Origin of the sequence: Amycolatopsis kentuckyensis (genome assembly GCF_041679295.1) — a bacterium.
Taxonomy (GTDB): Bacteria; Actinomycetota; Actinomycetes; order Mycobacteriales; family Pseudonocardiaceae; genus Amycolatopsis; species Amycolatopsis kentuckyensis_A.
The window spans coordinates 670,836-691,144 of the sequence record NZ_JBGDMD010000007.1; the positions used below are offsets into that span (position 1 = coordinate 670,836).

The following is a 20,309-nucleotide window of genomic DNA, read 5'->3' on the forward strand; positions in this document are numbered from 1 at the left end:
ACTCGCGGGCATGGAGTTCCGCACGCAGGTCCTGCTCGGCGGCAAGACGGCGACCGGGCTGCCGGTGCCCGACGCCGTCGTCGAAGCGCTCGGCGCCGGCAAGAAGCCCGCGGTCACCGTGACGCTCGGCGGTCACACCTACCGGACGACGGTCGCGAGCCGCGGCGGGCAGTACCTGGTCCCGCTCAGCGCCGAGAACCGCGAGAAAGCCGGGGTCGCCGCCGGAGACGAGGTCGACGTCGAGCTCGCGCTGGACACCGCCCCGCGCGAGCTGGAGATCCCCGCGGACCTGGCGGAAGCGCTTTCCGCCGACGACACCGCGCGCGCCCGGTTCGAAAGCCTCTCCTACAGCGCGAAGCAGCGGTTCGTGCTGCCGATCGGCCAGGCGAAGACGGCCGAAACCCGGCAGCGGCGCGTCGCCAAGGTGATCACCGACCTGCGCGCCGGCAAGTGACGGACGCCGCCACGGTCCTGCGCGTCCTCGACGCCGTGCGCCCGGCCGGGGTGTGGCTGGCGGGCGGCTGGGGCATCGACGCCCTCCTCGGCCACCGGACGCGCGAGCACCGCGACCTCGACCTGCTCCACCGCCGCGAGCAGGAAGACGACGTCCTGACGGCGCTGGCCGCCCTCGGCTACCGCGAGACGCTCGACCTGCGCCCGGTCCGGTTCGTCCTCTCCGACGGCACGAACGAACTCGACCTGCACCCGCTGGTCTTCGCCGAAGACGGTTCCGCCGTCCAGGCCGCCGACGACCACGGCGGAACCTTCCCCTACCCCGCGGACTGCTTCGTCACCGGATGGATCCTCGGCGTCCCCGTGCCGTGCATTTCGGTGGCGCAGCAGGTCTTCTTCCACCAGGGTTACGAGCCGCGGCCGCACGACCTCGCGGACATGCGCCACCTCCGCGAGGCCTTCAAGGTCGAAACCCACTTCTAGTCCACCACAGACCGTCGCAGCGCGGCTTTGTCCGGCTTTCCCGACGGGGCCACGGGAACCGCGCCCACGAAGCTGAACCGCGCCGGCACCGCCGCCTCCCCCAGCTCCGCTGCCACCGCCTTGCCGACCGCGTCGAGGTCCGGCTCGCGGCCCGGGACCGGCACCACGAACGCGTGCGCCGCCTCGCCCGTCACCGGGTCCGGCACCGCCACGACGTACGCCTGGTCGACGTCCGGGTGCGCGGCGATCGCCCGCTCGATCGGGCCGGTGTAGTGGATGACCGCGTTGACGATCACGACGTCGCGGGCGCGCCCGGACAGGTGCAGGTACCCGGCCTCGTCCAGGAACCCGAGGTCCTGGGTGCGCACCCAGCCGTCGCGCCGCACCTCCGCCGTCGTCGCCGGGTCGCGCCAGTAGCCCGCGAACGCCGACGGTGTGCGCACCCAGATCTCGCCGTCGCGGCTCTCGATCTCCACCGTGTCGCAGGCCTTGCCCACCGAGCCGAGCCCCTCGCCGGCCGGGCAGATCGTCAGCATCCCGGTCTCGGTCTGGCCGTACGCGTGGTGCATCGCGGGCCCGATCCGTTCGGCCGCTTCGGCGAGCTGGTGCGGCGGCACCGGCGACCCCGCCACGATCAGGACCCGCAGCGAACTCAGGTCGACGTCCTCTTCGCGCAGCACTTCGAGCACCTGGTGCAGGCGCGGCACGGTCATCAGCGCCGCGGTGATCCGCAGCCGCGGCAGCACCCACGGGAAGTCCGGCAGCTCCTCCGGGACCACCGCGGTCCCGCCGGCGAGCAGGCACACCCCCAGCTGTTCGAGCATCACCGCGCTGGTGAGCGTGCCGAACAGCAGGTACCGGCCGAACCCGGCGCCGAGCCGCTCGTGGTTCGAACCGGGGACCGGGGGCCGCCACACCCGGCCCTCGGTCAGCGCGCGGTAGTCGTAGGCGACGCCCTTCGGCACGCCGGTGCTGCCGCTGGTGAACACGACCGTCGCGATGTCGTCCGGCCGTCCCTGCGGCACGGGTTCTTCGTAGCCGGCGAGCAGTTCGGGCCCGACGCGCAGGATCGGCACGCCGGCCACGGTGCCCAGCAGCTCCGGCGACTCGGACGCGGCGTCGACGACCAGCGCGGCGACGTCGCCGAGGACGTGCCGCAGCTGCGGCACCGGCAAGCCGGGCCGCACCCCGACGACCCGGCAGCCCAGCACGTGCGCGGCGATGATCGCGGCGAACCCCTCCGGCGTGACGGCGGTGGCGATGCCGACGCCGTCCCCCGGCCCCAGCCCGGCCGCCCGCAGGCCCGCGGTGAACCGGCCGGTCAGTTCCCGCAGCTCGCCGCGCGACGTGACGCGCGAGCCGTGTTCGAACGCGGGAACGTCCGGGGCGCGCCCCAGCTCGTCCAGCAGTGCCTGCGGGTGGACCATCTCGACCGCCTTTCGCCCGGGGCGCCCCGGTCTACCGGGCGGATCTCAGAATTTCGGCAGAATCGCGCTGACCAGCGGTTTTCCCCGTCTGCCATGGCAGACGCGGCACCGGCGCGACCCCTGTGGGTATAAGTGCCGTCACCACGACCGGCAGTTGTGCCGTTTGACCACACCAGGCTCTTTTCTAGCGTGACTTTCACACCGCGCGGACCACCGCGCCAGGGGAATTCGCTTCAGGAAGGAGGTGGCCCGTCGATGTCCAGTCCGGGATTCCAGGCAGATTCCGCTGCCATGACGCGCGCCGTCCAGGGTTTCGAGGAAACCGCGACGAACGCCAAGTCCACGATGGCCAGCTTGGAGTCCGAGCTGACCGAGGCCCTGCGCAACTACAAGGGTGACCAGGCCGTGGCGTTCTGGGACCTCCAGCGCCGGCTCCAGGAGAAGATGACCGTGGCGGTGAAGGAGCTCGACACCATGTCGCAGCTCGTCCACACCAGCCACCAGAACTACGGCCGCGGCGACGCCGACGTCCACCAGAGCTTCCAGGGGGTCGGCAACACCCTCGAGGGCTCGGGCGTGATCCCCCGCCTCAACCCCTGACCCGAGAGGACGCCCACCATGGCCGACGTCGTCGAAATCAACTTCGCCGCGCTGCAGCACAGCTCGGCTTCCCTGGCCGCCAAGGCCAAGGCGCTCACGTCGCAGCTGGAGCAGCTGCACCAGAACCTGCAGCCGATCACCGCGACCTGGTACGCCTCCGGCAGCTCCGCCGGTGACGCGGCCCGCCAGTCGGAGACCCGGCTGCGCCAGGCCACCGCGGACATCGTCGCCATCATCGCGCAGTTCGGCGGCAAGGTCGGCGAGGCGCACGACCTCCAGCAGACGCTGGAGAACCGCAACCAGGGACTGTTCGCGGGCTGATCCGCGCCCAGACGTCGGTCGGCCGGTGCGGGAAACCCCCCGCTCGCACCGGCCGACCGGCTTTCCCCATGTCAGCCGTCGCGCCAGAGAGCCGGGACCGATGCCAGACCAGTCGTACTACGTCCACCTGGAATCGCTGAAGGACTTCGCGCGGGAGCTGGAAACCCAGATCCACGCGATGTCGAAACCGAACGACTTCCTGCTCACGCTCGGCCAGGAGCCGCTGCTGTTCGGCGAGTTCGGCGAGGCCGGGTCGCTCGCCGACGCCCACCGCGCGGCCGTGTCGGAGATGCAGGGCCTGCTCGACCAGGTCCGCAGCGCGATCGGGTTCGCCCAGGACGTCACCACCACGGTCGCCGACGGCTACCAGAACGCCGACCAGGCGGTGGCCGGGGACCTCCACCACTCGGGCGCGGTCACGAACCTGCTCGACCCCGTGCTGGGCCTGCTGGGCCTCGGTGACTCGGACGGGAGCCGCAAGGGATGACGAAGAACAACACCGCGCACACGAACTTCGCCGCGTACAGCCACCAGCAGCTCTACGCGATGCTCCAGGCCGGCGACCCGAACAGCGCGCGGCACGCCGCCGACAAGTGGAAGTCCGCCGCGCTGCACCTGCACGAGCAGGCCCACAACCTCAACGGCGAGCTGACCGAGTTCAAGGACCAGTGGACCGGCGGCGCGGCCGACCAGTACCAGCGGATGATCGTCGACCTCGCGAACGGCATCTCCAAGGTGGCGCAGACCGCCGAGGCGATGAACGTGATGCTCGACGACGCCGCCGACGCGCTGGTGAAGGCCAAGAAGGAGATGCCGCCGCCGGTCGCGGTGCCGGACGTCTCCCCCGCCGACGTCGCGCTCGCGGTCAACCCGCCGCTGCTGCCGCCGGACGCTTCGCCCGCCGTCATCCAGGCCGCGGCGCAGCAGCGCCAGCAGGCCATCGCGAACGTCGAGGCGCAGCAGTCCGCGGCCAACGCCGCCGGCAACGCGCACGGCAGGGCGATCGCCGTGATGACCGAGCTGGCCGGCGAATACACCGTGGCCGAGGAGTCGATCCCGGCGTCGCCGAACGCCGTGCCGGTCCCGGCGACCCCGCCCGCCGGCGGTGGCGCGGGCGGCGCCGGTTCGCCCGGGCTGGTGGGCAACGGCGTCACCGATCCCGGCGTCGTCGTCACCCCGGCCGACGGGCACCCGCTGCCCTCGACGGGCACGCCGCAGCCCGGGACGTCCGTGCCGACGTCGAACCCGCTGTTCGGCGACATGTTCACCGCCGGGCTCGCCGCGGCTTCCGCCGCCGCGTTCGGCCGGTTCGGCTCGATCATGCCGAAGGTGCCGTCGTGGGCCAGCGGCAAGGACCCCAAGGACAGCAAGGAAGAAGCGCCCGGCACGAAGCTCGGCGGCGGCGGGGCGGGCGTCGAAGGCGGCGCCGGTGGCGGTATCCCGATCGGCGGCGGTGACGCGCCTTCGCTGGGTGGGGCCGGCGGCATCCCCGGCGGCGCCGGCATCGGCGGCGGGGGCGACGGCCCGGCGGCGCACTCCGGCCTGGCCGGCGACGGCGGCGCGGGCAACGCCCTGTCCGGGCTCGCGGGCGGCGCGGCCGGAGCCGCGGCGGCGTCGGCGGCCAAGGGCGCGATGCCGATGATGCCCATGATGCCGATGGGCATGGGCGGGGGCGGCGACATGGGCTCCGGGCGCCGGATCCCGGCGTGGCTGGTGGAGACGGAGAACGTCTGGGGCCAGTCGGCCCCGGTCGCGCCCCCGGTCATCGGCGAAGAGCCCGAAGCGTACTGATTCCCTTCTGAAGACGGAGGCGGGCCGTGACGGCTGCTGGATACCGCGTCGCCCCGGCCCGCCTCGACCAGGTGGCCGGGGAATCCGGCTCGCGGGCTGAGGCTTTGCACACCGCGCAGGCGGCGGTCGCGGGCGAGAAGGTGCCCGCCGCCGCGTTCGGCCAGGTCAGCGAATCCGCGGCCGCGGCCAAGACGTTCGAAAAGACGATGACGGAGCTGGGCTCGAAGCTCGAGGCGGGCGTGTCCCGGCTCCGGACCATCCAAAATGGACTGACCGCGTCCGCGGCCGGCTACCGCCGCACGGACGCGCAGATCGCCGCGATGTACCGGGCGCTCCTGCCCGAAGATCCCCTGCCGAAGGCGGGAAACCCGGCGGGCATCGGCGGTTCGGCCGATACCGGCGCGTGGGCGCAGGCGATCGCCGCCAACCGCACGAAGGTCGCGGACGCGCTCACCGCCGAACGGTCCCGGCTGGCGGCGCTCACCGACGCCGACGAGATCAAGCGGTCGCAGGCGCGGATTTCGCTGTACGAGGACATCCTCGCGAACAACCGGCAGATCCTGAAGTTCGACCCGTCGGGCAACGGCCGGATCGCCGAGCTGGTCGGGCACATCGAGCCGGGTACGCGGAACGTCGGGCTGTTCGTCCCCGGCGTCAACACGCAGATGTCCAACTTCGACGCCTACGCCGGCCTCGGGCGCAGCCTGGTGGCGGCGGACCCGACCGGCCGCACGGCGGTGGTCGTCTGGGCCGACGGGGTGTTCCCGCAGAACCCGGTGGTCCAGGGGCCGGACGCGAGCTACGCGCAGACGATGGCGCCGGACCTCAAGCACTTCACCGACGACCTGCGCGGCGAGATCGCGAGCCACGCGGGCTCCGACGTCACGCTGACGGCGATCGGCCACAGCTACGGCGGCGCGACGGTCGGGCTGGCCGAGACGCAGGGCTTGGACGTCGACCGCGTGCTGCACGTCGAGTCGGCGGGCATGGGCCACGGCGTGTGGTCGCCGGCGGACCTGCCGGCGAGCCAGGCGGGCGTCCAGCGGTACTCGATGACGGCACCGCTCGACCCGATCGAGATCGCCCAGGGCAACGCGTGGGGCCTGGAGTGGACCGGCATCGGCCACGGCGCGGATCCGGACACGTTCCCGGGGGTGACGGAGCTGGAGACCGGGCGTTCGGCTTCCGGGGATCAGTTGTGGGGCTTGTCGTCGCACAGTGACGTGCTGAAGCCGGGTTCGGAGTCGTGGACGAACATCTACCGGGTGCTGACGGCCGGGCCGGCCACCCTCGACGGCACGTTCCAGCCGGATGGCATCCTCGAGCACGGCGTCGAGTTCCTCAACGACGGGGGTGTGCTGCGATGACCGTCGAACTGGACCGTCTGGCGGACGAGCTGACGGACGTGATCGACAGCGTGGCATCGGTGTTCGGCACCGAGGCGGACCGAACGGTGAACGGCGAGCTGGACTGCGACCCGACCCGCCCGGGCAACCTGCTGTGCTGGCAGTACGGAGTGAGGGTGGAGAAGGCGGGCGAACCGGAGCGCCGCCTGGCGGAGGTGGTCGTGCCGACGCTGGAGCAACGCGGGTGGCAGGCCCACGACCGGAGCACCCCGCGCGAGCTGATCGCCCGGTTCAGCCGGGAGGGAGCGGACTTCACGGTGCACGTGGCCCGGGCGAGTCACGCGGTGGCGATCATCGGCTCGACCCGCCCGGTTCCGGCAGCCGCAGCGGGCTGAGGCGCCCGCCGAACCGCGGCCGCTCGCTTACGCCCCAACGAAAGCCGCCAGCTCGCCTCCCGGGCGCCCCACCGAACCGCGGCCGCTCGCTACCCCGGCCGACCTCAGCCGCCGCCCACTCGCTTACACCCCAACGAAAGCCGCCGGCTCACCTCCCGGCCGCCCCGCCGAACGGGCGCCGCCGAACCGCGGCCGCTCGCCTGACCGGCCAACCCTGCCCGGCGCCCCAGCGCGCTACGGCGTGAACCGCGATGCCCGCCAGTTCCGCTTCCGCCCCCGCCGCACCGCCGCGACCGCCACCCCGGCAGCCGCCGCCAAGGCCACTCCCGCCACCGCGATCGTTCCCGCCGGCACGTTCGCGCGGTGCTCGGCCGGCGCCGCTGCCGGGATCACCGCGGGCTCCGGCGCCGCCGGGACCACCGAGCCCGGGCCCGCGATGTCCGCCGGCAGCGTCGAGGACACCGCCGCGTACGCGTCCAGCACCCCCCAGCCCAGCCGCGGGTCGTGGCCGCCCGAGGCCGGGCGGTGGGCCGTCAGCTCCAGCCGCGTCACGACCTGGTCGCCGGTCAAGTTCGGGTGGTACGCCCGGACCAGCGCCGCGACCCCGGCCACATACGCCGCCGCCAGGCCCGGGTCCGTCACCGGCCAGCGGTGCGCCACCGCGCCGCCCGCTCCGGCCGAGGTGCTGACCAGCTCCGCTCCCGGCGCGGCGACGCCGACGTAGTCGCCCGCCTCCGGCTGCACCGGCTCCCCCGCCGGGTTCACCGACCCGACCGACAGCACGCCGGACGTCGCCGTCGGGTACGACCGCGCGCCCTGCTGGGACGCGGCCGCCGCGGAAACCACCACGGCGCCGGAAGAACGCGCCCGCGCGACCACGCCGGACAGCGCCGGGCTGTCGAACGCCGCGGGCACCGCCACCAGGATGACGCCCGCGTGCCGGTCCAAAGCCGTGTCGATCGCGCCGGCCAGCGCGCCCGGGTCGCCGCCCTCGCGGGAAGAGCCGTCCGTGTAGCGGATCGGCAGCAGGTGGGCGCCGGGTGCGACACCGGCGAACGTCGTCGACGAGTCCGGCTGCGCGCCGACGATCCCGGCCGCGATCGTCCCGCGGCCGTCGCAGTCCGTGCGCTCGGTGCCGTTGCCGCCTTCGAGCTGCCCGGGCGCGAACTGCGTGTTCTGCCCGTCGACGCCGGTGCCGATCACGGCCACCAGCTGCCCCTCGCCGCGCGTCAACGGCCAGAGCCGCGCGGGGTCGACCAGCCGCTGCCCCCACGGGACGTCGCCGGTGTACGTGCCGGACGGGTTCGCGCACTGCGCTTCGGGCGCCGCGACGGCGAACGCGGGCGATCCGAGCGTCACCAGGCCCGCGACCGCCAGAACCGCCGGTATCCGCACCCGATCCCCCCGCAACGAAAGACGGTGGCGGAAAAGGACTTCCGCCACCGCCAGTCTACCCGGGAAAGGCCCGTCAGCGAAGGTCCATGCCCAGATCCAACGCGGGTGAGGAATGGGTCAGCCCGCCCACCGACAGATAGTCCACACCGGACTCGGCGTAGGCCCTACCACGGTTGAGGGTGAGCCCACCAGAGGATTCCAGCCGCGTCTTCGGCGAAACCTCGTCGCGGCGCGCCACCGCCCGGCGGCACTCCTCCGGCGTGAAGTTGTCCAGCAGCACTTCGTCCGCTCCGGCGGCCAACGCCTCCTCCAGCTGCGCAAGCGTGTCGACCTCCACCTCGCACGCCAGTTCCGGCGCGTGCGCGCGGGCCGCTTCGAGCGCCGCGGTCACCGAACCCGCGGCGACGACGTGGTTGTCCTTGATCAGCACCGCGTCGCCGAGCCCGAGCCGGTGGTTGACCCCGCCGCCGCAGCGGACGGCGTACTTCTGCAGCAGCCGCAGCCCCGGCAACGTCTTGCGGGAGTCCCGGATCGCGCAGCCGGTACCGTCCACTTCGGACACCCAGGCGGCGGTCGCGGTGGCGACGCCGGACAGGTGGCACAGCAGGTTCAGCGCGGTGCGCTCGGCGGTCAGCAGCCCGCGCACCGGGCCGCGCAGCACCAGTGCGGGCTCGCCCGCGACGAGCCGGTCGCCGTCCTCGCGTCGGGCCAGGACTTCGTAGCCGTCGCCCAACACCATGTCGAACACCGCGAGCGCCACCGGCAACCCGGCGACGACGCCGTCGGTGCGCGGCGTCAGTTCGGCCAGCGCGACCGCGGACGCGGGCACCGTGGACTCCGTCGTCGCGTCGGGTCCGTACCGCAGGTCCTCGCCGAGCGCGGTGGTGACGACCCGCCGCACGTCTTCGACGTCGAGCCCGGAAGCGGCGATCAGCTCGAGGACCGGTTCGGAGATCGGGAACGTCATGCCACGCCCTCCAAAGGGATCGGGTCGGCCAGCACGGGCTGGCCGGACGGGCTGAGCCGGATGAGCTGGCTGCGTCGCCAGTTCTCGTCGAGCAGGGGGAAATCGGACCGCACGTGGCAGCCGCGCGACTCGGTCCGCCGCACGGCCGCGGCGAGCAACGCCTGCGCCACCACGGTCAGCGCCGCGTCCTCGACGGCCGCGTGCGTCCACAACGGACTGTCCTGGGTCGACAAGTCGAGCACCGAGCCCGCGGCCGCGAGCCCGTCGGCGTCCCGGCCGATCGCCGCGTACCGGCTCATCACGCGCTGCAGCGAATCACGCACCGCGGCCGGCGCGGTGGTCCACGACGGCAGCCGTCCGCGCGCCGGATCGGCCAGCAGCCCGGCCGCGAGGTCCGCCGCGACGGCTTCCGCGACGCGCTGCCCGACGACCAGGCCTTCGAGCAAGCTGTTGGACGCCAGGCGGTTCGCGCCGTGCAGCCCGGTCCGCGCGACCTCGCCCGCGGCGTACAGGCCCGGCACCGACGAACGTCCGTCCACAGTGGTCACCACGCCGCCGCACGAGAAGTGCGCCGCCGGCACCACCGGGATCGGGTCGGTCGCCGGGTCGAGCCCCAGTGCCGCGCACGCCCCGGACACCGTCGGGAACCGCGCCGCGAACCCCGGGACGCCGGTCGCGTCGAGGAAGACGTGGTCGTCGACGCCGCCCGGCGCCGAAGCCATCCGGCGTGTGATCGCCGCGGAGACGACGTCGCGGGGAGCCAGGTCGCCGAGCGGGTGCACGCCCGCCATGACCGGCGCGCCGGTGGCGTCGACCAGCGTCGCGCCTTCGCCGCGCACGGCCTCGGTGACCAGAGGACGGCGTCCCCGCGCGCCCGGGGTGTACAGGACGGTCGGGTGGAACTGGACGAACTCGATGTCCGCCACGGCCGCCCCGGCCCGCAGCGCGAGCGCGATCCCGTCGCCGGTGGCCATCTCCGGGTTCGACGTCGCCTGGTAGAGCTGCCCGATCCCGCCGCTGGCCAGCAGCACGGCGGACGCGCGGACGACACCCGGCACGCCGTTCCGGTCGAGCACGGTGACGCCCGCGACCCGGCCGCCCGGGGTGCGCAGCGCGTCGACGGCGATGTGGTGCTCCAGCACCGGCACCCGCGCCTGCCCGGCCTGCGCGACCAGCGCGCGTTCGACCTCGGCGCCGGTCGCGTCGCCACCGGCGTGGATGACGCGGAACGCGCTGTGCCCGCCCTCGCGGGCCCGCGCGAGCAGGCCGCCTTCCGCGGAGTCGAACTTCGCGCCGTCCGCCCGCAGCCGGGCGACGGCCGCCGGGCCGCCGTCGAGGATCGACCGGGCGGCCACCTCGTCGACCAGCCCGGCGCCCGCGGTGAACGTGTCCTGCGCGTGCTTCGCGACCGAGTCGTCGAGGTCGTGCTCGTCCTCCAGGACCACGGCGACGCCGCCCTGCGCCCAGCGTGTGTTGCCGTCTTCGATCGCCGCCTTGGTGATCACCAGGACGTGCAGGCCGAGCGCCTGGGCGCGCAGCGCCGCGGTCAGCCCGGCGACGCCGCTGCCGACCACGACCAGGTCCGCGCGAGCTTCCCAAACCGGAGTTTTCGCCTGGGGGTCATTAACCGGCGGGGTCATTCTCCGCCGCCAGGCTGCCCGATCTCGATCATCCGCTGCACCGAAGCGCGCGCCCTCGAAGCCGTCTCGACGTCGACGTGGACCTCGTCGAGGCCGTCACGCAGGCAGCGGAGCAGGGCCGCCGGGGTGATCATCTTCATGTACCGGCAGGACGCGCGGTCGTTCACCGCGCGGAAGTCGATGCCCGGCGCGGCCTTGCGGAGCTGGTGGATCATGCCGATCTCGGTGGCCACCAGGACCGACTTCGCGCGGGTGTCGCGGGCCTCGTGGACCATGTCGCCGGTCGAGAGGATCTTGACCCGCTCCGGCGCCACCGCGCCCTCGCCGGCCAGGTAGAGCGCCGACGTCGCGCAGCCGCACTCGGGGTGGATGAACAGGTCGGCGTCCGGGTTCTCGGCGGCGCGCTCGGCCAGCTCGGCCCCGTTGATGCCGGCGTGGACGTGGCACTCCCCGGCCCAGATGTGCATGTTCTCCCGGCCGGTCACGCGCTTGACGTGCGCGCCGAGGAACTGGTCCGGCAGGAAGAGAACCTCCTGGTCGGCCGGGATGGAGGCGACGACGTCGACCGCGTTCGAGGACGTGCAGCAGATGTCGGTTTCGGCCTTCACCTCGGCCGTGGTGTTGACGTAGGAGACGACCACTGCGCCCGGGTGCTCGGCCTTCCAGGCGCGCAGCTCGGCGCCGGAAATGGAGTCGGCGAGCGAGCAGCCGGCCCGCGCGTCCGGGATCAGGACGGTCTTCTCCGGGGAGAGGATCTTCGCGGTCTCGGCCATGAAGTGCACGCCGCAGAAGACGATGGTGGACGCGTCGCTGCTCGCCGCGATGCGGCTGAGCGCGAGGGAGTCGCCGGTGTGGTCGGCGATGTCCTGGATCTCCGGGACCTGGTAGTTGTGCGCGAGGAGCACCGCGTCGCGCTGCTTCGCCAGGCGCCGCACCTCCTCGGCCCAGGCCGCGTTCGCCTCCACGCCGCCGTAGGGGGTGAGGTCTTGTTCGAGCGTCGAAGTCATGCTGGCCCTCCTGGACCCGTCTCCGGTTTTCGCCTTATAATCGAAAACCGTGCGAAGTCATCTTAACACCCAGGCACCCCTGGCCCACGAGGTTTTGGGAGCGGTCCTTCAAGTGCGCTCGGACACACTGCGGGTGCTGCTGTGGCGCCGCGCGCTCGATCCGCACCTCGGCCGCTGGTCGCTGCCGGGCGGCCGGCTGCGGCCCGACGAAGACGTCGAGACGTCGGTCCGGCGCCAGCTCAAGGAAAAGGTCGACGTCCGGCAGCTGAAGCACGTCGAGCAGCTCGCGGTGTTCAGCGACCCGCACCGGGTGCCCGGCCCGCGCGTGGTGGCGACGGCGTTCCTGGCGCTGGTCCCGTCCGACGTCGACCCGGAGGTGCCGGAGGACACCGAGTGGCACGACGTCGCGAAGCTGCCGCGCACGGCGTTCGACCACGAGGCGATCGTGCTGCGCGCCCGCGACCGGCTGCGTTCGAAGCTCTCCTACACGAACCTCGGGTTCGCGCTGGCGCCCGACCAGTTCACGATTTCGGCGTTGCGCGGGCTGTATTCGGCGGCGCTGGGCTACCGCGTCTCGGCGACCAACCTGCAGCGCGTGCTCTCCCGCCGCGGGCTGCTGGTTCCCACTGGTCACACGGCCCCGCCGGGCCGCGCGGGCGGGCGTCCGGCGGCCCTGTTCTCCTTCGCCGGCAAGGGCATGCAGATCACCGATCCGTTCGCGGTGTTCAAGCCGCCGAACCGGTGACCATCCTGCGCCGGAGGCGTTCTCCCCTTACCGTGGACGAGTGACGGAGCCGGAATCGGAAAGCGACGCGACGACGACCTTGCTGCCGTTGTTCCCGTTGCAGACCGTTCTGCTCCCGGGGGCCAAGCTGCCGCTGCACATCTTCGAGCCGCGGTACCGCCAGCTGACGGCGGACCTGGTGAGCGGCACGGTGCCCGGGCGCGAGTTCGGCGTGGTGGCGCTGCGCTCGTCGCTGACCCGCGAGGTACGTGGTCTGGACCAGCTGTACGAGACCGGCTGCAGCACGGTGCTGCGCGAGGCGAAGCGCCTGCCCGACGGCCGCTTCGACGTCGTCACGCAGGCCCGGCGCCGCTTCCGCCTGACGGACCTCGACTGCACGTCGGCGCCGTACCTGATCGCGTCGGTGGAGTGGGTCGACGACGACCCGGTGGCCCCGGCCGGCGACATGGCCGAACGCCTGGCGGTGGTCGCCCGGACGGCGCACCGGCGCTACTGCGAAACGGCGTGGCGCAGCGACGACTGGCAAACCCCGGAAGCGACCACGGCACTGGCCGACCTGGCCTACCAGCTGGCGGCGGACTGCCTGCTGCCCCTGGAAGACCGGCAGCGGCTGCTGGAGGAACGCCACCCCCTGCGCCGGCTGCGGATCGCGTGCCGCCTGCTGACGCGGGAGGCGGGGTTCCTGGACACCCTGGGCGCGGTGCCGCTGCCGCCGGGCGAGCTCACCGATCTGAGCCGCCCGGCCAGCCTGAACTGACTCAGCCCGCGGACCCGTTGCCGGTGCCGAACTTGTTCCACACCTTGCCCGCGGTGCTGGAAACCGCCTCGCCGACGTCGCTGAACACCTTCGTCAGCGGGTCGGCCGAGGAGTTCCACGACTCCTTGTACGACTTGGCGGCCGACTTGAGGTCGTCCTTCCAGTCGGACGTCGGCGCGTCGTCGTCGCGGCGCGGGTAGTCGCCGGCCAGGATCGCGCGGTACTCCTCCGAGGCCGCCCACTTCTGCAGCTGGGCCGCGCGGACCACCGCGAACGGGTGCGACTCCGTCTCGACGAACTTGAGCTTGAGGAAGCTGTCGCGGATGTCCTCGACCGACTCGTATTCGGCCGCCTGCCGCAGGAACGACGGGATGTCGATGCGGGCCGGGTCGATGCCGCCGGCGACCTGGATCTGGGCGCGCAGCGCCGCCGTCGGGTCCTGGCCGCAGAGCAGCCCGGCGCGGTCGCACGACAGCTCGGCCTTGCGGAACCACTCGCGCAGCGCCGCGACGATCGCCCGGATGCCGAGCGCGCTCACCGGCGTCCACGACATCGCCAGCTGCAGCGCGATCAGGCGCACCATCATCGTGCGGTAGACGGCGTGCCCGGACAGCACGTGCCCCATCTCGTGCCCGAGCACGAACCGCAGCGACTCGTGGCTCATCAGCTCGACGAGGCCGGTGCTGACCCGGATGAACGGCTCGTCCATGCCGACGGTCTCGGCGCTGATCCGCGGGTCCTGGTAGACGAACACGTTCGGCACCGGCAGGTCGAGCGTCTCGGCGCACTCGTGGCGCAGGCGGTCGAGCTCCGGGTACTGCTTCGGCCCGACGCGGATCGACGAGGCGAGCGCCATCAGCCGTTCGCCGCGCTCGTTGTAGAAGCCCGAGATGGCCTTGACGACCTGCGCGAACCCGGGCACGGCGCGCAGCGTGGCGAGCGCGCCGCGGTCCACGGGGTGCTCGTAGGCGCGCGGGCTGATGCCCGGGAAGCGGACGGCGTGGTGGCGCGAAACTTCGATGTCTTCGGTCACTGCTGGAATCCCCCTGTGGTCGAGGGGGCACAGCTTAGGACAAGATCGTCAGCCCAGACGGCGGCCCAGGTCGTCGCGGCCGTTCCAGGTCGCGAGCAGGCCGTAGGAGATGGTCACCCCGAGCGGGCCGGTGAGCAGCACCCACCACGACTCCAGGCGCGGCGCGAGTTCGATCACCGAGCCGAGCGCGGGCGCGCTGGTGATGGTGTAGTGGCTGTTCGCCCAGCCGACGCCGAGCAGCACGGCCAGCGCGCTCGCGAGGGCGACCCCGAGCACGGCGGCGAGGAAGACGACCGGCCCGCGGCGTTCGCGCAGCAGCCAGACCACGATGCCGACGACGATCCCCAGCCCGAGCGTCATGAGCCCGAAGACGGCGAGGTCGTCGAAGCGGTGCCAGCTTTCGAGTTCGAGCGGGCCCTGGGTGCCGTCGGCGGCGATGATGCGGACGCGCTCGGGCGGCGCGAGGCGGGACCAGGCGAAGGCGAGCGGGAAGCTCAGCAGGCTGAGGGTGCCGAGCACGCTCACGGCGGGCAGCAGGTCGGCCTTGACGACGACGCGCGGTCGCCGTTCCCGGACCAGGACGGGCACCGACCACGGACCGGCCACGGCCGACGGCCGGTGCGCGGGCCCCGACGACTCACTCACCCGGACTCCCTCCTGCTGCGTGCGACTGAGGGTAACCGGTCGGTGCGTGGAGGCGGTGAGCCGCCGGTCGTGTCGCGCGGGTGACCGGATCCGAACGCCGTGAATGAGTCATTCATGTCACCTGACGCCATGAATGAGTCGTTCATGTCGTCGCCGCAGCCGTCAGCCGCTCGCCGTCTCGCCGTGCCGGCTGCAGCGGGCCGTCCAGCCGAGCGGGCTCACCTGGACCACGAGCCGTCGCGCGCAGAACGTGCAGTAGCGCGGCGGCTCGAGCGCCGTCCGGGGGTTGTGGCACGCCGGGTGGTCCGCCCCGCCCGGCGACGCCTGTCCACAATGGACACAAAAAGCGGGTGCGTCAGAGGCTGTCACTGAGCGCCTTGATGGGCATCTTGAGCTCGTCCAGCATCTCCAGGTCCGCGCTGGCCGGGCGGCCCAGGTTCGTCAGGTAGTTGCCGACGATGATCGCGTTGATGCCGCCGAGCATGCCCTGCTCCGCGCCGAGGTCGCCGAGCGTCAGCTCGCGGCCGCCCGCGAAGCGCAGCATCGTGCGCGGCATCGCGAGCCGGAACGCCGCGACGGTCCGCAGCGCGTCCTTGCCCTCGACGATTTCGTAGTTCTCGTACGGCGTCCCCGGCTGCGGGATGAGGAAGTTCATCGGCACCTCGTGCGGGCTCAGCTCGGCCAGCTGCACCGCGAACTCCGCGCGCTGCTCGACCGTCTCCCCCATGCCGATGATGCCGCCGCAGCAGACCTCCATGCCCGCCTTCGCGACCATCCGGAGGGTGTCGGCGCGCTCTTCCCACGTGTGGGTGGTGACGACGGCCGGGAAGTGCGAACGCGCGGTCTCGAGGTTGTGGTTGTAGCGGTGCACGCCCATCTCGACGAGCTCGTCGACCTGCTCCTGCGTGAGCATGCCGAGGGAGCAGGCGATCTGGATGTCGTTGCCGTCCGCGCGGATGGCCTTGACGCCCTCGCGGACCTGGGAGAGCAGCCGCTGGTCCGGCCCGCGGACGGCGGCGACGATGCAGAACTCCGTCGCGCCGGTCTCGGCGGTCTGCCGGGCGGCCTTGACCAGGTTCGGGATGTCGAGCCACGCCGAGCGCACCGGCGTCGGGAAGCGGCCGGACTGCGAGCAGAAGTGGCAGTCCTCCGGGCAGCCACCGGTCTTGAGGCTGATGATGCCCTCGACCTCGACCTCGGGTCCGCACCACCGCATCCGGACGTCGTGCGCGAGCGCGAGCAGGTCGGGCAGCCGGTCGTCGGGCAGCCGCAGCACCTCGAGGACTTCGGCTTCGCCCAGGCCGACGCCGTTTTCGAGGACGTGCTCGCGCGCGTAGGCGAGGACATCGGTGTCCGGGACTGCGGTCACGGCGGCTCCTTGGTCGTGGTGGAAGCGTCCCTCATCGTGCACGAAGGCACGCCGGGACGACAGCGACGCAGGTCACTTCCCGGCGGAAGCGCATCCCGCGAAGAGCTCGGGGTCGAACTCGCCGCCGAACCACGGCGAGAGCCCGGCCCGCGCGGCGGACAGGAATTCCTCGGGCGAGGCGTCCCCGAGCCCGGCGGGCAGCGCGCCGAGCAGCGGCGCCCCGGCGGCGACGGGCAGGTCTTCGAGGTTGGACAGCGCGGCCAGGTCCGGTTCGGCGGGCCACGAACCGATGATGACCCCGGCGACGGTCAGGCCCCGCTTGGTGGCGACCTCGGCGGTGAGCGCGGTGGCGTTGAGCGTCCCGAGCCCGGCCTCGGCGACGATGATCACGAGCGACCCGAGCGACCAGGCGACGTCGGCGAGGCTCGAACCGGCCTTGTCGAAGCGCACGAGCAGGCCGCCGGCGCCTTCGATGAGGGTGAGATCGTGCCCGGTGTCGAGGTCGGACGCGGCCCGCGCGATCTCCCCGGGATCGAGGGAGGGAAGGCCACTACGCCGCGCGGCGGCCTCGGGCGACAGCGGATCGGGGTAGCGCCGCAGCTCCCGGGTGGTGACCTCGCGGCCGGCCAGCCGCCGGACATCGGCGAGATCCCCGGGCTCATCGGGGAGGACGCCGGTCTGGGCGGGTTTGAGAACGGCAACGCGCTGCCCGCCGGCCACCGCCAGGGCGGCGATGGCCGCCGTGGTGATCGTCTTGCCGACCCCGGTCCCGGTCCCCGTCATCACCAGCATGGTCACGGACCATCAACTTAGTGACCCGGGGGTGGGGTGTGCACCGCGGGCACCGGATGTGGCGGGGTGGAGTCGAAGGATGCCCAGGTCAGCTTGGGGTTTGGTGGAGTAGGGGTGGGGCACGGCCGGCATGCGCCGACGGGCGACGAATCTCCGACCGAGCGGGTGACTCGCGCCGCGGCGCGGGTCCGGCCGGCAGGCGCGGGCTTCGGCGCGGACCGAACCGGCCAACCCCGCCGGCGCAGGCGGGCCCCGGCACACCCTGAACCGACCAACCCACCGGCGCAGGCGAGCACCGGCACAGCCCGAACCGACCAACCCACCAGCGCAGGCGAGCACCGGCACAGCCCGAACCGACCAACCCACCAGCGCAGGCGAGCACCGGCACAGCCCGAACCGACCAACCCACCGGCGCAGGTCCGTGCCCGGCAAAGTCGGCGTTCCAGGTCGCTGGACGGAAGCCCAAGTGTCTTGAATGAGTCATTCAGGGCCTCCCAGGACCTGAATGACTCATTCAAGACGTTCGCGGCGCCGCCGGCCTACCATCGCAGACTCTGCAGGAGACCCGCCCGCCGGCGCGGGCGGGCCGCCAGCGCGGGCGGGCCGCCAGCGCGGGCGGGCCGCCAGCGCGGGCGGGCCGCCAGCGCGGGCGGGCCGCCGGCGCGGGCGGGCCGGCGCAGGGCACCTGGCCGACACCGGCCGAACCCTGCCGGCGCGGACCGGACCAGGCCGGGCCCACCTACGCCGCGACCTCACCGGAGCGAGCCGAGCCGACCTGCGCCGCGATCCCGCCGGAGCGAGCCGGGCCCACCCGAGCCCGGCCCACCCCGACCTCAAGCCCCCGGCACCACCGCCGCCGCCGAACCGGCGGGCCGGAACGTCCGCTCCGCCGAGTCGAACAGATACACCTGCGCCGTCCCGACCGCGAAGTACATCCCCGTCAACTGGACCTTCCCCGCCGCCTCGGCGGCCGCCACCGATGGGTACTCCCGCAAGTGCTCCAGCTGCTGCAGCACGTTGTGCAACGCCAGCCGATCGCCCTCCCGGTCCGGCAGCCCACCGTCCAAAGTGGCCGAACCGGTGCGGTGCGCGCTCGGTTCCGCGTGCCGCAACCACACCGACAACGGTCCCGGTGGCGGGCCCTCCGCCAGCGCCGCCATCGCGCCGCAGCCCGAATGGCCGCACACCACGATCTCCTCGACCCCCAGCACGCCGACCGCGTACTCGATCGACGCGTTCATCGACGGGTCCGCCTGGCCCGGCGGCACCAGGTTGCCGATGTTGCGGATCGTGAACAGGTCGCCCGGGCCGCTCGTCGTGATCAGGTTCGGCACGATCCGGGAGTCGCCGCACGTGATGAACAGCGTGCGGGGGCGCTGGCCGTCCGCGAGGCCGGACAGCGTGTCGCGCAGCAGCGGGGCCGCCCGGCGGTGGAACTCCGTCGCGCCGCGGCGGGTCTGCTGGGACGGGATCCCCTCCACCGCCTGCCACGCCGACCACGGCGCCAGCCAGCGCGGCACCGCCCGGCTCGCGGCCAGCCGGGACCGCGTCGGCCGCCCCGCCTTGCCTTCGCCGAACCACGGGTGGCCGACCTCGTCGACGTCGACCGTGCCGCCCGCGCGCTCGTGCGCCTGCTGCCAGGTGTGCAGGCTCTCGAACGCCGCGTGGTCGAGGTAGTCGACCACCAGCTCCAGCCGCACCGGCACGCCGGCCGGGATGCCGCCGAGGATCTTCGACAGCCGCGGCACCGACAGGAACGTCAGGACACCTTCGACGACCACGCGCCAGGCGTCGCCCTCGTGCTCGACGTGGATTCCCGACCACAACGTCCGGCGCAGCATCAGCACCAGCGCCAGCCCGATGCCGGCGAGCACGCCGGTGAGCAGGTCGAACACCACGACGCCGCCGAGGGTGAGCAGGTAGACGGGCAGGTCGCCGTGGGCGAGGACGGTCCTCATGTGCCCCGGGTTGACCAGCTTCGCGCCGACGTGCACGAGCAGACCGGCCAGCGCGGCCAGCGGAATGCTCTGGATCAGCCCGGCGAGCAGGACGACGAACAGCAGCACCCAGACGCCGTGCAGCACCGCCGACGCCCGGGTCTTCGCGCCGGCCGCCACGTTGGTGGAGCTGCGGACGATCACGCCGGTGACCGGCAGGCCGCCCAGCGCGCCGGAGACCATGTTGGCCGCGCCCTGGCCGACGAGCTCGCGGTCCAGGTGGGCGCGCGGGCCCGTGTGCATCCGGTCGACCGCGACCGCCGACAGCAGGCTCTCGACGCTGGCGATCAGCGCGATGGTGACGACGGCGAGCGCGAACCCGCCCCAGCCGCCGTCGGGCAGCTGCGGGACGAGGTGGACGTTCAGCAGGTCACCGGGCAGCTCGACGCGCGGCAGGGTCATCCCGGTGACCACGGACAGGACGGTGGCGACGGCGATCGCCGCCAACGGGCCGGGCACCCGCTGCACGACCTTCGGCAGCCGGGGCCAGACGAGCAGGATCGCGATGGTGAGCAGGCCGATCAGGGCGGCCGAGTCGTGGTGGGCGACGATCTGGCCGGGCAGCTCGGCGATGTTCTCGATCGCGGAGCTCTGGGCCTTGCCGCCGAGGATGACGTGCAGCTGGCCGAGCACGATCGTGACGCCGATGCCGGCCAGCATGCCGTGCACGATGGCCGGCGAGATGGCCAGGGCGGCGCGCGCGATCCGGCTCAGCCCCAGCAGGATCTGGAGCGCCCCGGCGAGGACGGTGATCGCACACGTGACGACCCAGCCGAACGTCTGGATGGTTTCGGCCATCACGACGGTCAGGCCGGCGGCGGGCCCGCTCACCTGGAGCGCGGAGCCGCCGAGCGCGCCGGCGACGATGCCGCCGACGACGGCGGCCACCAGCCCGGCGGCGACCGGCGCGCCCGAAGCGAGGGCGATGCCGAGGGACAGGGGGACAGCGACGAGGAAGACGACCAGTGAGGCCGGCAGGTCGTGGCGGAGCACGGCGAGGGGTCTCATGATCACCATGCAACCGGAAATCGTGTGAAATGTCCGCTATGCACCACTCGATCGGGTGAACAACTGGCCATATTTAGCCCGAACGTCACAAACCGGACAGGTCGTTAACGCCGCGTTCACAAGATCATTTCGGTCGCG

At 72.9% G+C, this 20,309-nt stretch carries 21 protein-coding genes; 10 read left to right on the top strand and 11 right to left on the bottom strand.

Features of this window, described 5'->3' with window-relative positions; translation table 11 throughout:
* Positions 1–10: 10 nt before the first annotated feature.
* On the top strand, positions 11–454 hold the full coding sequence (locus ACERZO_RS32015) for a YdeI/OmpD-associated family protein (RefSeq protein ID WP_372668878.1): 444 nt from the start codon (positions 11–13) through the stop codon (positions 452–454).
* Positions 451–936, top strand: coding sequence for a nucleotidyltransferase domain-containing protein (locus ACERZO_RS32020; protein ID WP_372668880.1), 486 nt, complete (start codon positions 451–453; stop codon positions 934–936). The genes ACERZO_RS32015 and ACERZO_RS32020 overlap by 4 nt, the downstream gene beginning before the upstream one ends.
* Here the strand turns inward: ACERZO_RS32020 and ACERZO_RS32025 are convergent.
* On the bottom strand, positions 933–2,363 hold the full coding sequence (locus ACERZO_RS32025; protein ID WP_372668882.1) for a class I adenylate-forming enzyme family protein: 1,431 nt from the start codon (positions 2,361–2,363) through the stop codon (positions 933–935). The two genes, ACERZO_RS32020 and ACERZO_RS32025, sit on opposite strands and share 4 nt — an antisense overlap.
* A gap of 255 nt (positions 2,364–2,618) precedes the next feature.
* Between ACERZO_RS32025 and ACERZO_RS32030 the strand changes: the two genes are divergently transcribed.
* The 6 genes from ACERZO_RS32030 to ACERZO_RS32055 all read left to right on the top strand — a co-directional run bounded on the left by ACERZO_RS32030 (position 2,619) and on the right by ACERZO_RS32055 (position 6,816).
* The gene (locus ACERZO_RS32030; protein WP_155541946.1) at positions 2,619–2,963 is read left to right on the top strand and encodes a WXG100 family type VII secretion target; all 345 of its coding nucleotides are present in this window, start codon (positions 2,619–2,621) and stop codon (positions 2,961–2,963) included.
* An 18-nt stretch (positions 2,964–2,981) separates the two neighbouring features.
* Positions 2,982–3,284: a hypothetical protein gene (locus ACERZO_RS32035; RefSeq protein ID WP_372668884.1), complete on the top strand. Its 303-nt coding sequence runs from the start codon at positions 2,982–2,984 to the stop codon at positions 3,282–3,284.
* A 100-nt stretch (positions 3,285–3,384) separates the two neighbouring features.
* Positions 3,385–3,771: a hypothetical protein gene (locus tag ACERZO_RS32040; protein ID WP_372668886.1), complete on the top strand. Its 387-nt coding sequence runs from the start codon at positions 3,385–3,387 to the stop codon at positions 3,769–3,771.
* Complete coding sequence (locus ACERZO_RS32045) at positions 3,768–5,075, top strand: WXG100 family type VII secretion target (RefSeq protein WP_372668888.1); 1,308 nt, start codon at positions 3,768–3,770, stop codon at positions 5,073–5,075. Before ACERZO_RS32040 ends, ACERZO_RS32045 begins: the two co-directional genes overlap by 4 nt.
* Before the next feature lie 26 nt (positions 5,076–5,101).
* Positions 5,102–6,442: an alpha/beta hydrolase gene (locus ACERZO_RS32050; protein WP_372668890.1), complete on the top strand. Its 1,341-nt coding sequence runs from the start codon at positions 5,102–5,104 to the stop codon at positions 6,440–6,442.
* Entirely contained in the window at positions 6,439–6,816 is a 378-nt protein-coding gene (locus ACERZO_RS32055) for a hypothetical protein (protein WP_372668892.1), read from the top strand. The genes ACERZO_RS32050 and ACERZO_RS32055 overlap by 4 nt, the downstream gene beginning before the upstream one ends.
* Before the next feature lie 234 nt (positions 6,817–7,050).
* On the opposite strand, the gene ACERZO_RS32060 is transcribed toward ACERZO_RS32055, so the two are convergent.
* The 4 genes from ACERZO_RS32060 to nadA all read right to left on the bottom strand — a co-directional run bounded on the left by ACERZO_RS32060 (position 7,051) and on the right by nadA (position 11,825).
* On the bottom strand, positions 7,051–8,211 hold the full coding sequence (locus tag ACERZO_RS32060) for a S8 family serine peptidase (protein ID WP_372668894.1): 1,161 nt from the start codon (positions 8,209–8,211) through the stop codon (positions 7,051–7,053).
* A gap of 73 nt (positions 8,212–8,284) precedes the next feature.
* Positions 8,285–9,178: a carboxylating nicotinate-nucleotide diphosphorylase gene (gene nadC, locus ACERZO_RS32065; protein WP_372668896.1), complete on the bottom strand. Its 894-nt coding sequence runs from the start codon at positions 9,176–9,178 to the stop codon at positions 8,285–8,287.
* Positions 9,175–10,818 carry an L-aspartate oxidase gene (locus ACERZO_RS32070; RefSeq protein ID WP_372668898.1) on the bottom strand — a complete coding sequence of 548 codons (1,644 nt, stop codon included), beginning with the start codon at positions 10,816–10,818 and terminating at the stop codon, positions 9,175–9,177. Before ACERZO_RS32070 ends, nadC begins: the two co-directional genes overlap by 4 nt.
* Positions 10,815–11,825: a quinolinate synthase NadA gene (gene nadA, locus ACERZO_RS32075; RefSeq protein WP_372668901.1), complete on the bottom strand. Its 1,011-nt coding sequence runs from the start codon at positions 11,823–11,825 to the stop codon at positions 10,815–10,817. The genes ACERZO_RS32070 and nadA overlap by 4 nt, the downstream gene beginning before the upstream one ends.
* A gap of 112 nt (positions 11,826–11,937) precedes the next feature.
* Between nadA and ACERZO_RS32080 the strand changes: the two genes are divergently transcribed.
* Positions 11,938–12,570, top strand: a complete 633-nt coding sequence (locus ACERZO_RS32080) for an NUDIX hydrolase (RefSeq protein ID WP_372668903.1) — start codon at positions 11,938–11,940, stop codon at positions 12,568–12,570.
* Between the two features lie 40 nt (positions 12,571–12,610).
* A complete protein-coding gene (locus tag ACERZO_RS32085; protein WP_372668905.1) occupies positions 12,611–13,327 on the top strand; it encodes an LON peptidase substrate-binding domain-containing protein in 717 nt (238 codons plus the stop codon).
* A gap of 1 nt (position 13,328) precedes the next feature.
* Here the strand turns inward: ACERZO_RS32085 and ACERZO_RS32090 are convergent, their stop codons facing one another.
* From ACERZO_RS32090 to ACERZO_RS32115, 6 genes are all read right to left on the bottom strand, one after another.
* The gene (locus ACERZO_RS32090; protein ID WP_372668906.1) at positions 13,329–14,360 is read right to left on the bottom strand and encodes a M48 family metallopeptidase; all 1,032 of its coding nucleotides are present in this window, start codon (positions 14,358–14,360) and stop codon (positions 13,329–13,331) included.
* A 48-nt stretch (positions 14,361–14,408) separates the two neighbouring features.
* A complete protein-coding gene (locus tag ACERZO_RS32095) occupies positions 14,409–15,005 on the bottom strand; it encodes a DUF2567 domain-containing protein (RefSeq protein ID WP_372668908.1) in 597 nt (198 codons plus the stop codon).
* Positions 15,006–15,167: 162 nt separating this feature from the next.
* On the bottom strand, positions 15,168–15,374 hold the full coding sequence (bsaP, locus tag ACERZO_RS32100; protein ID WP_372668910.1) for a biotin synthase auxiliary protein BsaP: 207 nt from the start codon (positions 15,372–15,374) through the stop codon (positions 15,168–15,170).
* Positions 15,361–16,374, bottom strand: a complete 1,014-nt coding sequence (gene bioB / locus ACERZO_RS32105) for a biotin synthase BioB (protein WP_372668912.1) — start codon at positions 16,372–16,374, stop codon at positions 15,361–15,363. Before bioB ends, bsaP begins: the two co-directional genes overlap by 14 nt.
* Before the next feature lie 72 nt (positions 16,375–16,446).
* Positions 16,447–17,172, bottom strand: a complete 726-nt coding sequence (gene bioD, locus ACERZO_RS32110) for a dethiobiotin synthase (protein ID WP_372668914.1) — start codon at positions 17,170–17,172, stop codon at positions 16,447–16,449.
* Positions 17,173–17,999: 827 nt separating this feature from the next.
* Positions 18,000–20,180: a SulP family inorganic anion transporter gene (locus ACERZO_RS32115; RefSeq protein WP_372668915.1), complete on the bottom strand. Its 2,181-nt coding sequence runs from the start codon at positions 20,178–20,180 to the stop codon at positions 18,000–18,002.
* Positions 20,181–20,309: the final 129 nt, after the last annotated feature.

Coding starts and splice junctions, on each gene's coding strand:
- ACERZO_RS32030 (WP_155541946.1), top strand. CDS start 2,619: ATGTCCAGTCCGGGATTCCAGGCAGATTCCGCTGCCATGACGCGCGCC.
- ACERZO_RS32055 (WP_372668892.1), top strand. CDS start 6,439: ATGACCGTCGAACTGGACCGTCTGGCGGACGAGCTGACGGACGTGATC.
- ACERZO_RS32070 (WP_372668898.1), bottom strand. CDS start 10,818: ATGACCCCGCCGGTTAATGACCCCCAGGCGAAAACTCCGGTTTGGGAA.
- nadA (WP_372668901.1), bottom strand. CDS start 11,825: ATGACTTCGACGCTCGAACAAGACCTCACCCCCTACGGCGGCGTGGAG.
- ACERZO_RS32025 (WP_372668882.1), bottom strand. CDS start 2,363: ATGGTCCACCCGCAGGCACTGCTGGACGAGCTGGGGCGCGCCCCGGAC.
- ACERZO_RS32035 (WP_372668884.1), top strand. CDS start 2,982: ATGGCCGACGTCGTCGAAATCAACTTCGCCGCGCTGCAGCACAGCTCG.
- ACERZO_RS32015 (WP_372668878.1), top strand. CDS start 11: ATGGAGTTCCGCACGCAGGTCCTGCTCGGCGGCAAGACGGCGACCGGG.
- ACERZO_RS32115 (WP_372668915.1), bottom strand. CDS start 20,180: ATGGTGATCATGAGACCCCTCGCCGTGCTCCGCCACGACCTGCCGGCC.
- ACERZO_RS32045 (WP_372668888.1), top strand. CDS start 3,768: ATGACGAAGAACAACACCGCGCACACGAACTTCGCCGCGTACAGCCAC.
- nadC (WP_372668896.1), bottom strand. CDS start 9,178: ATGACGTTCCCGATCTCCGAACCGGTCCTCGAGCTGATCGCCGCTTCC.
- ACERZO_RS32040 (WP_372668886.1), top strand. CDS start 3,385: ATGCCAGACCAGTCGTACTACGTCCACCTGGAATCGCTGAAGGACTTC.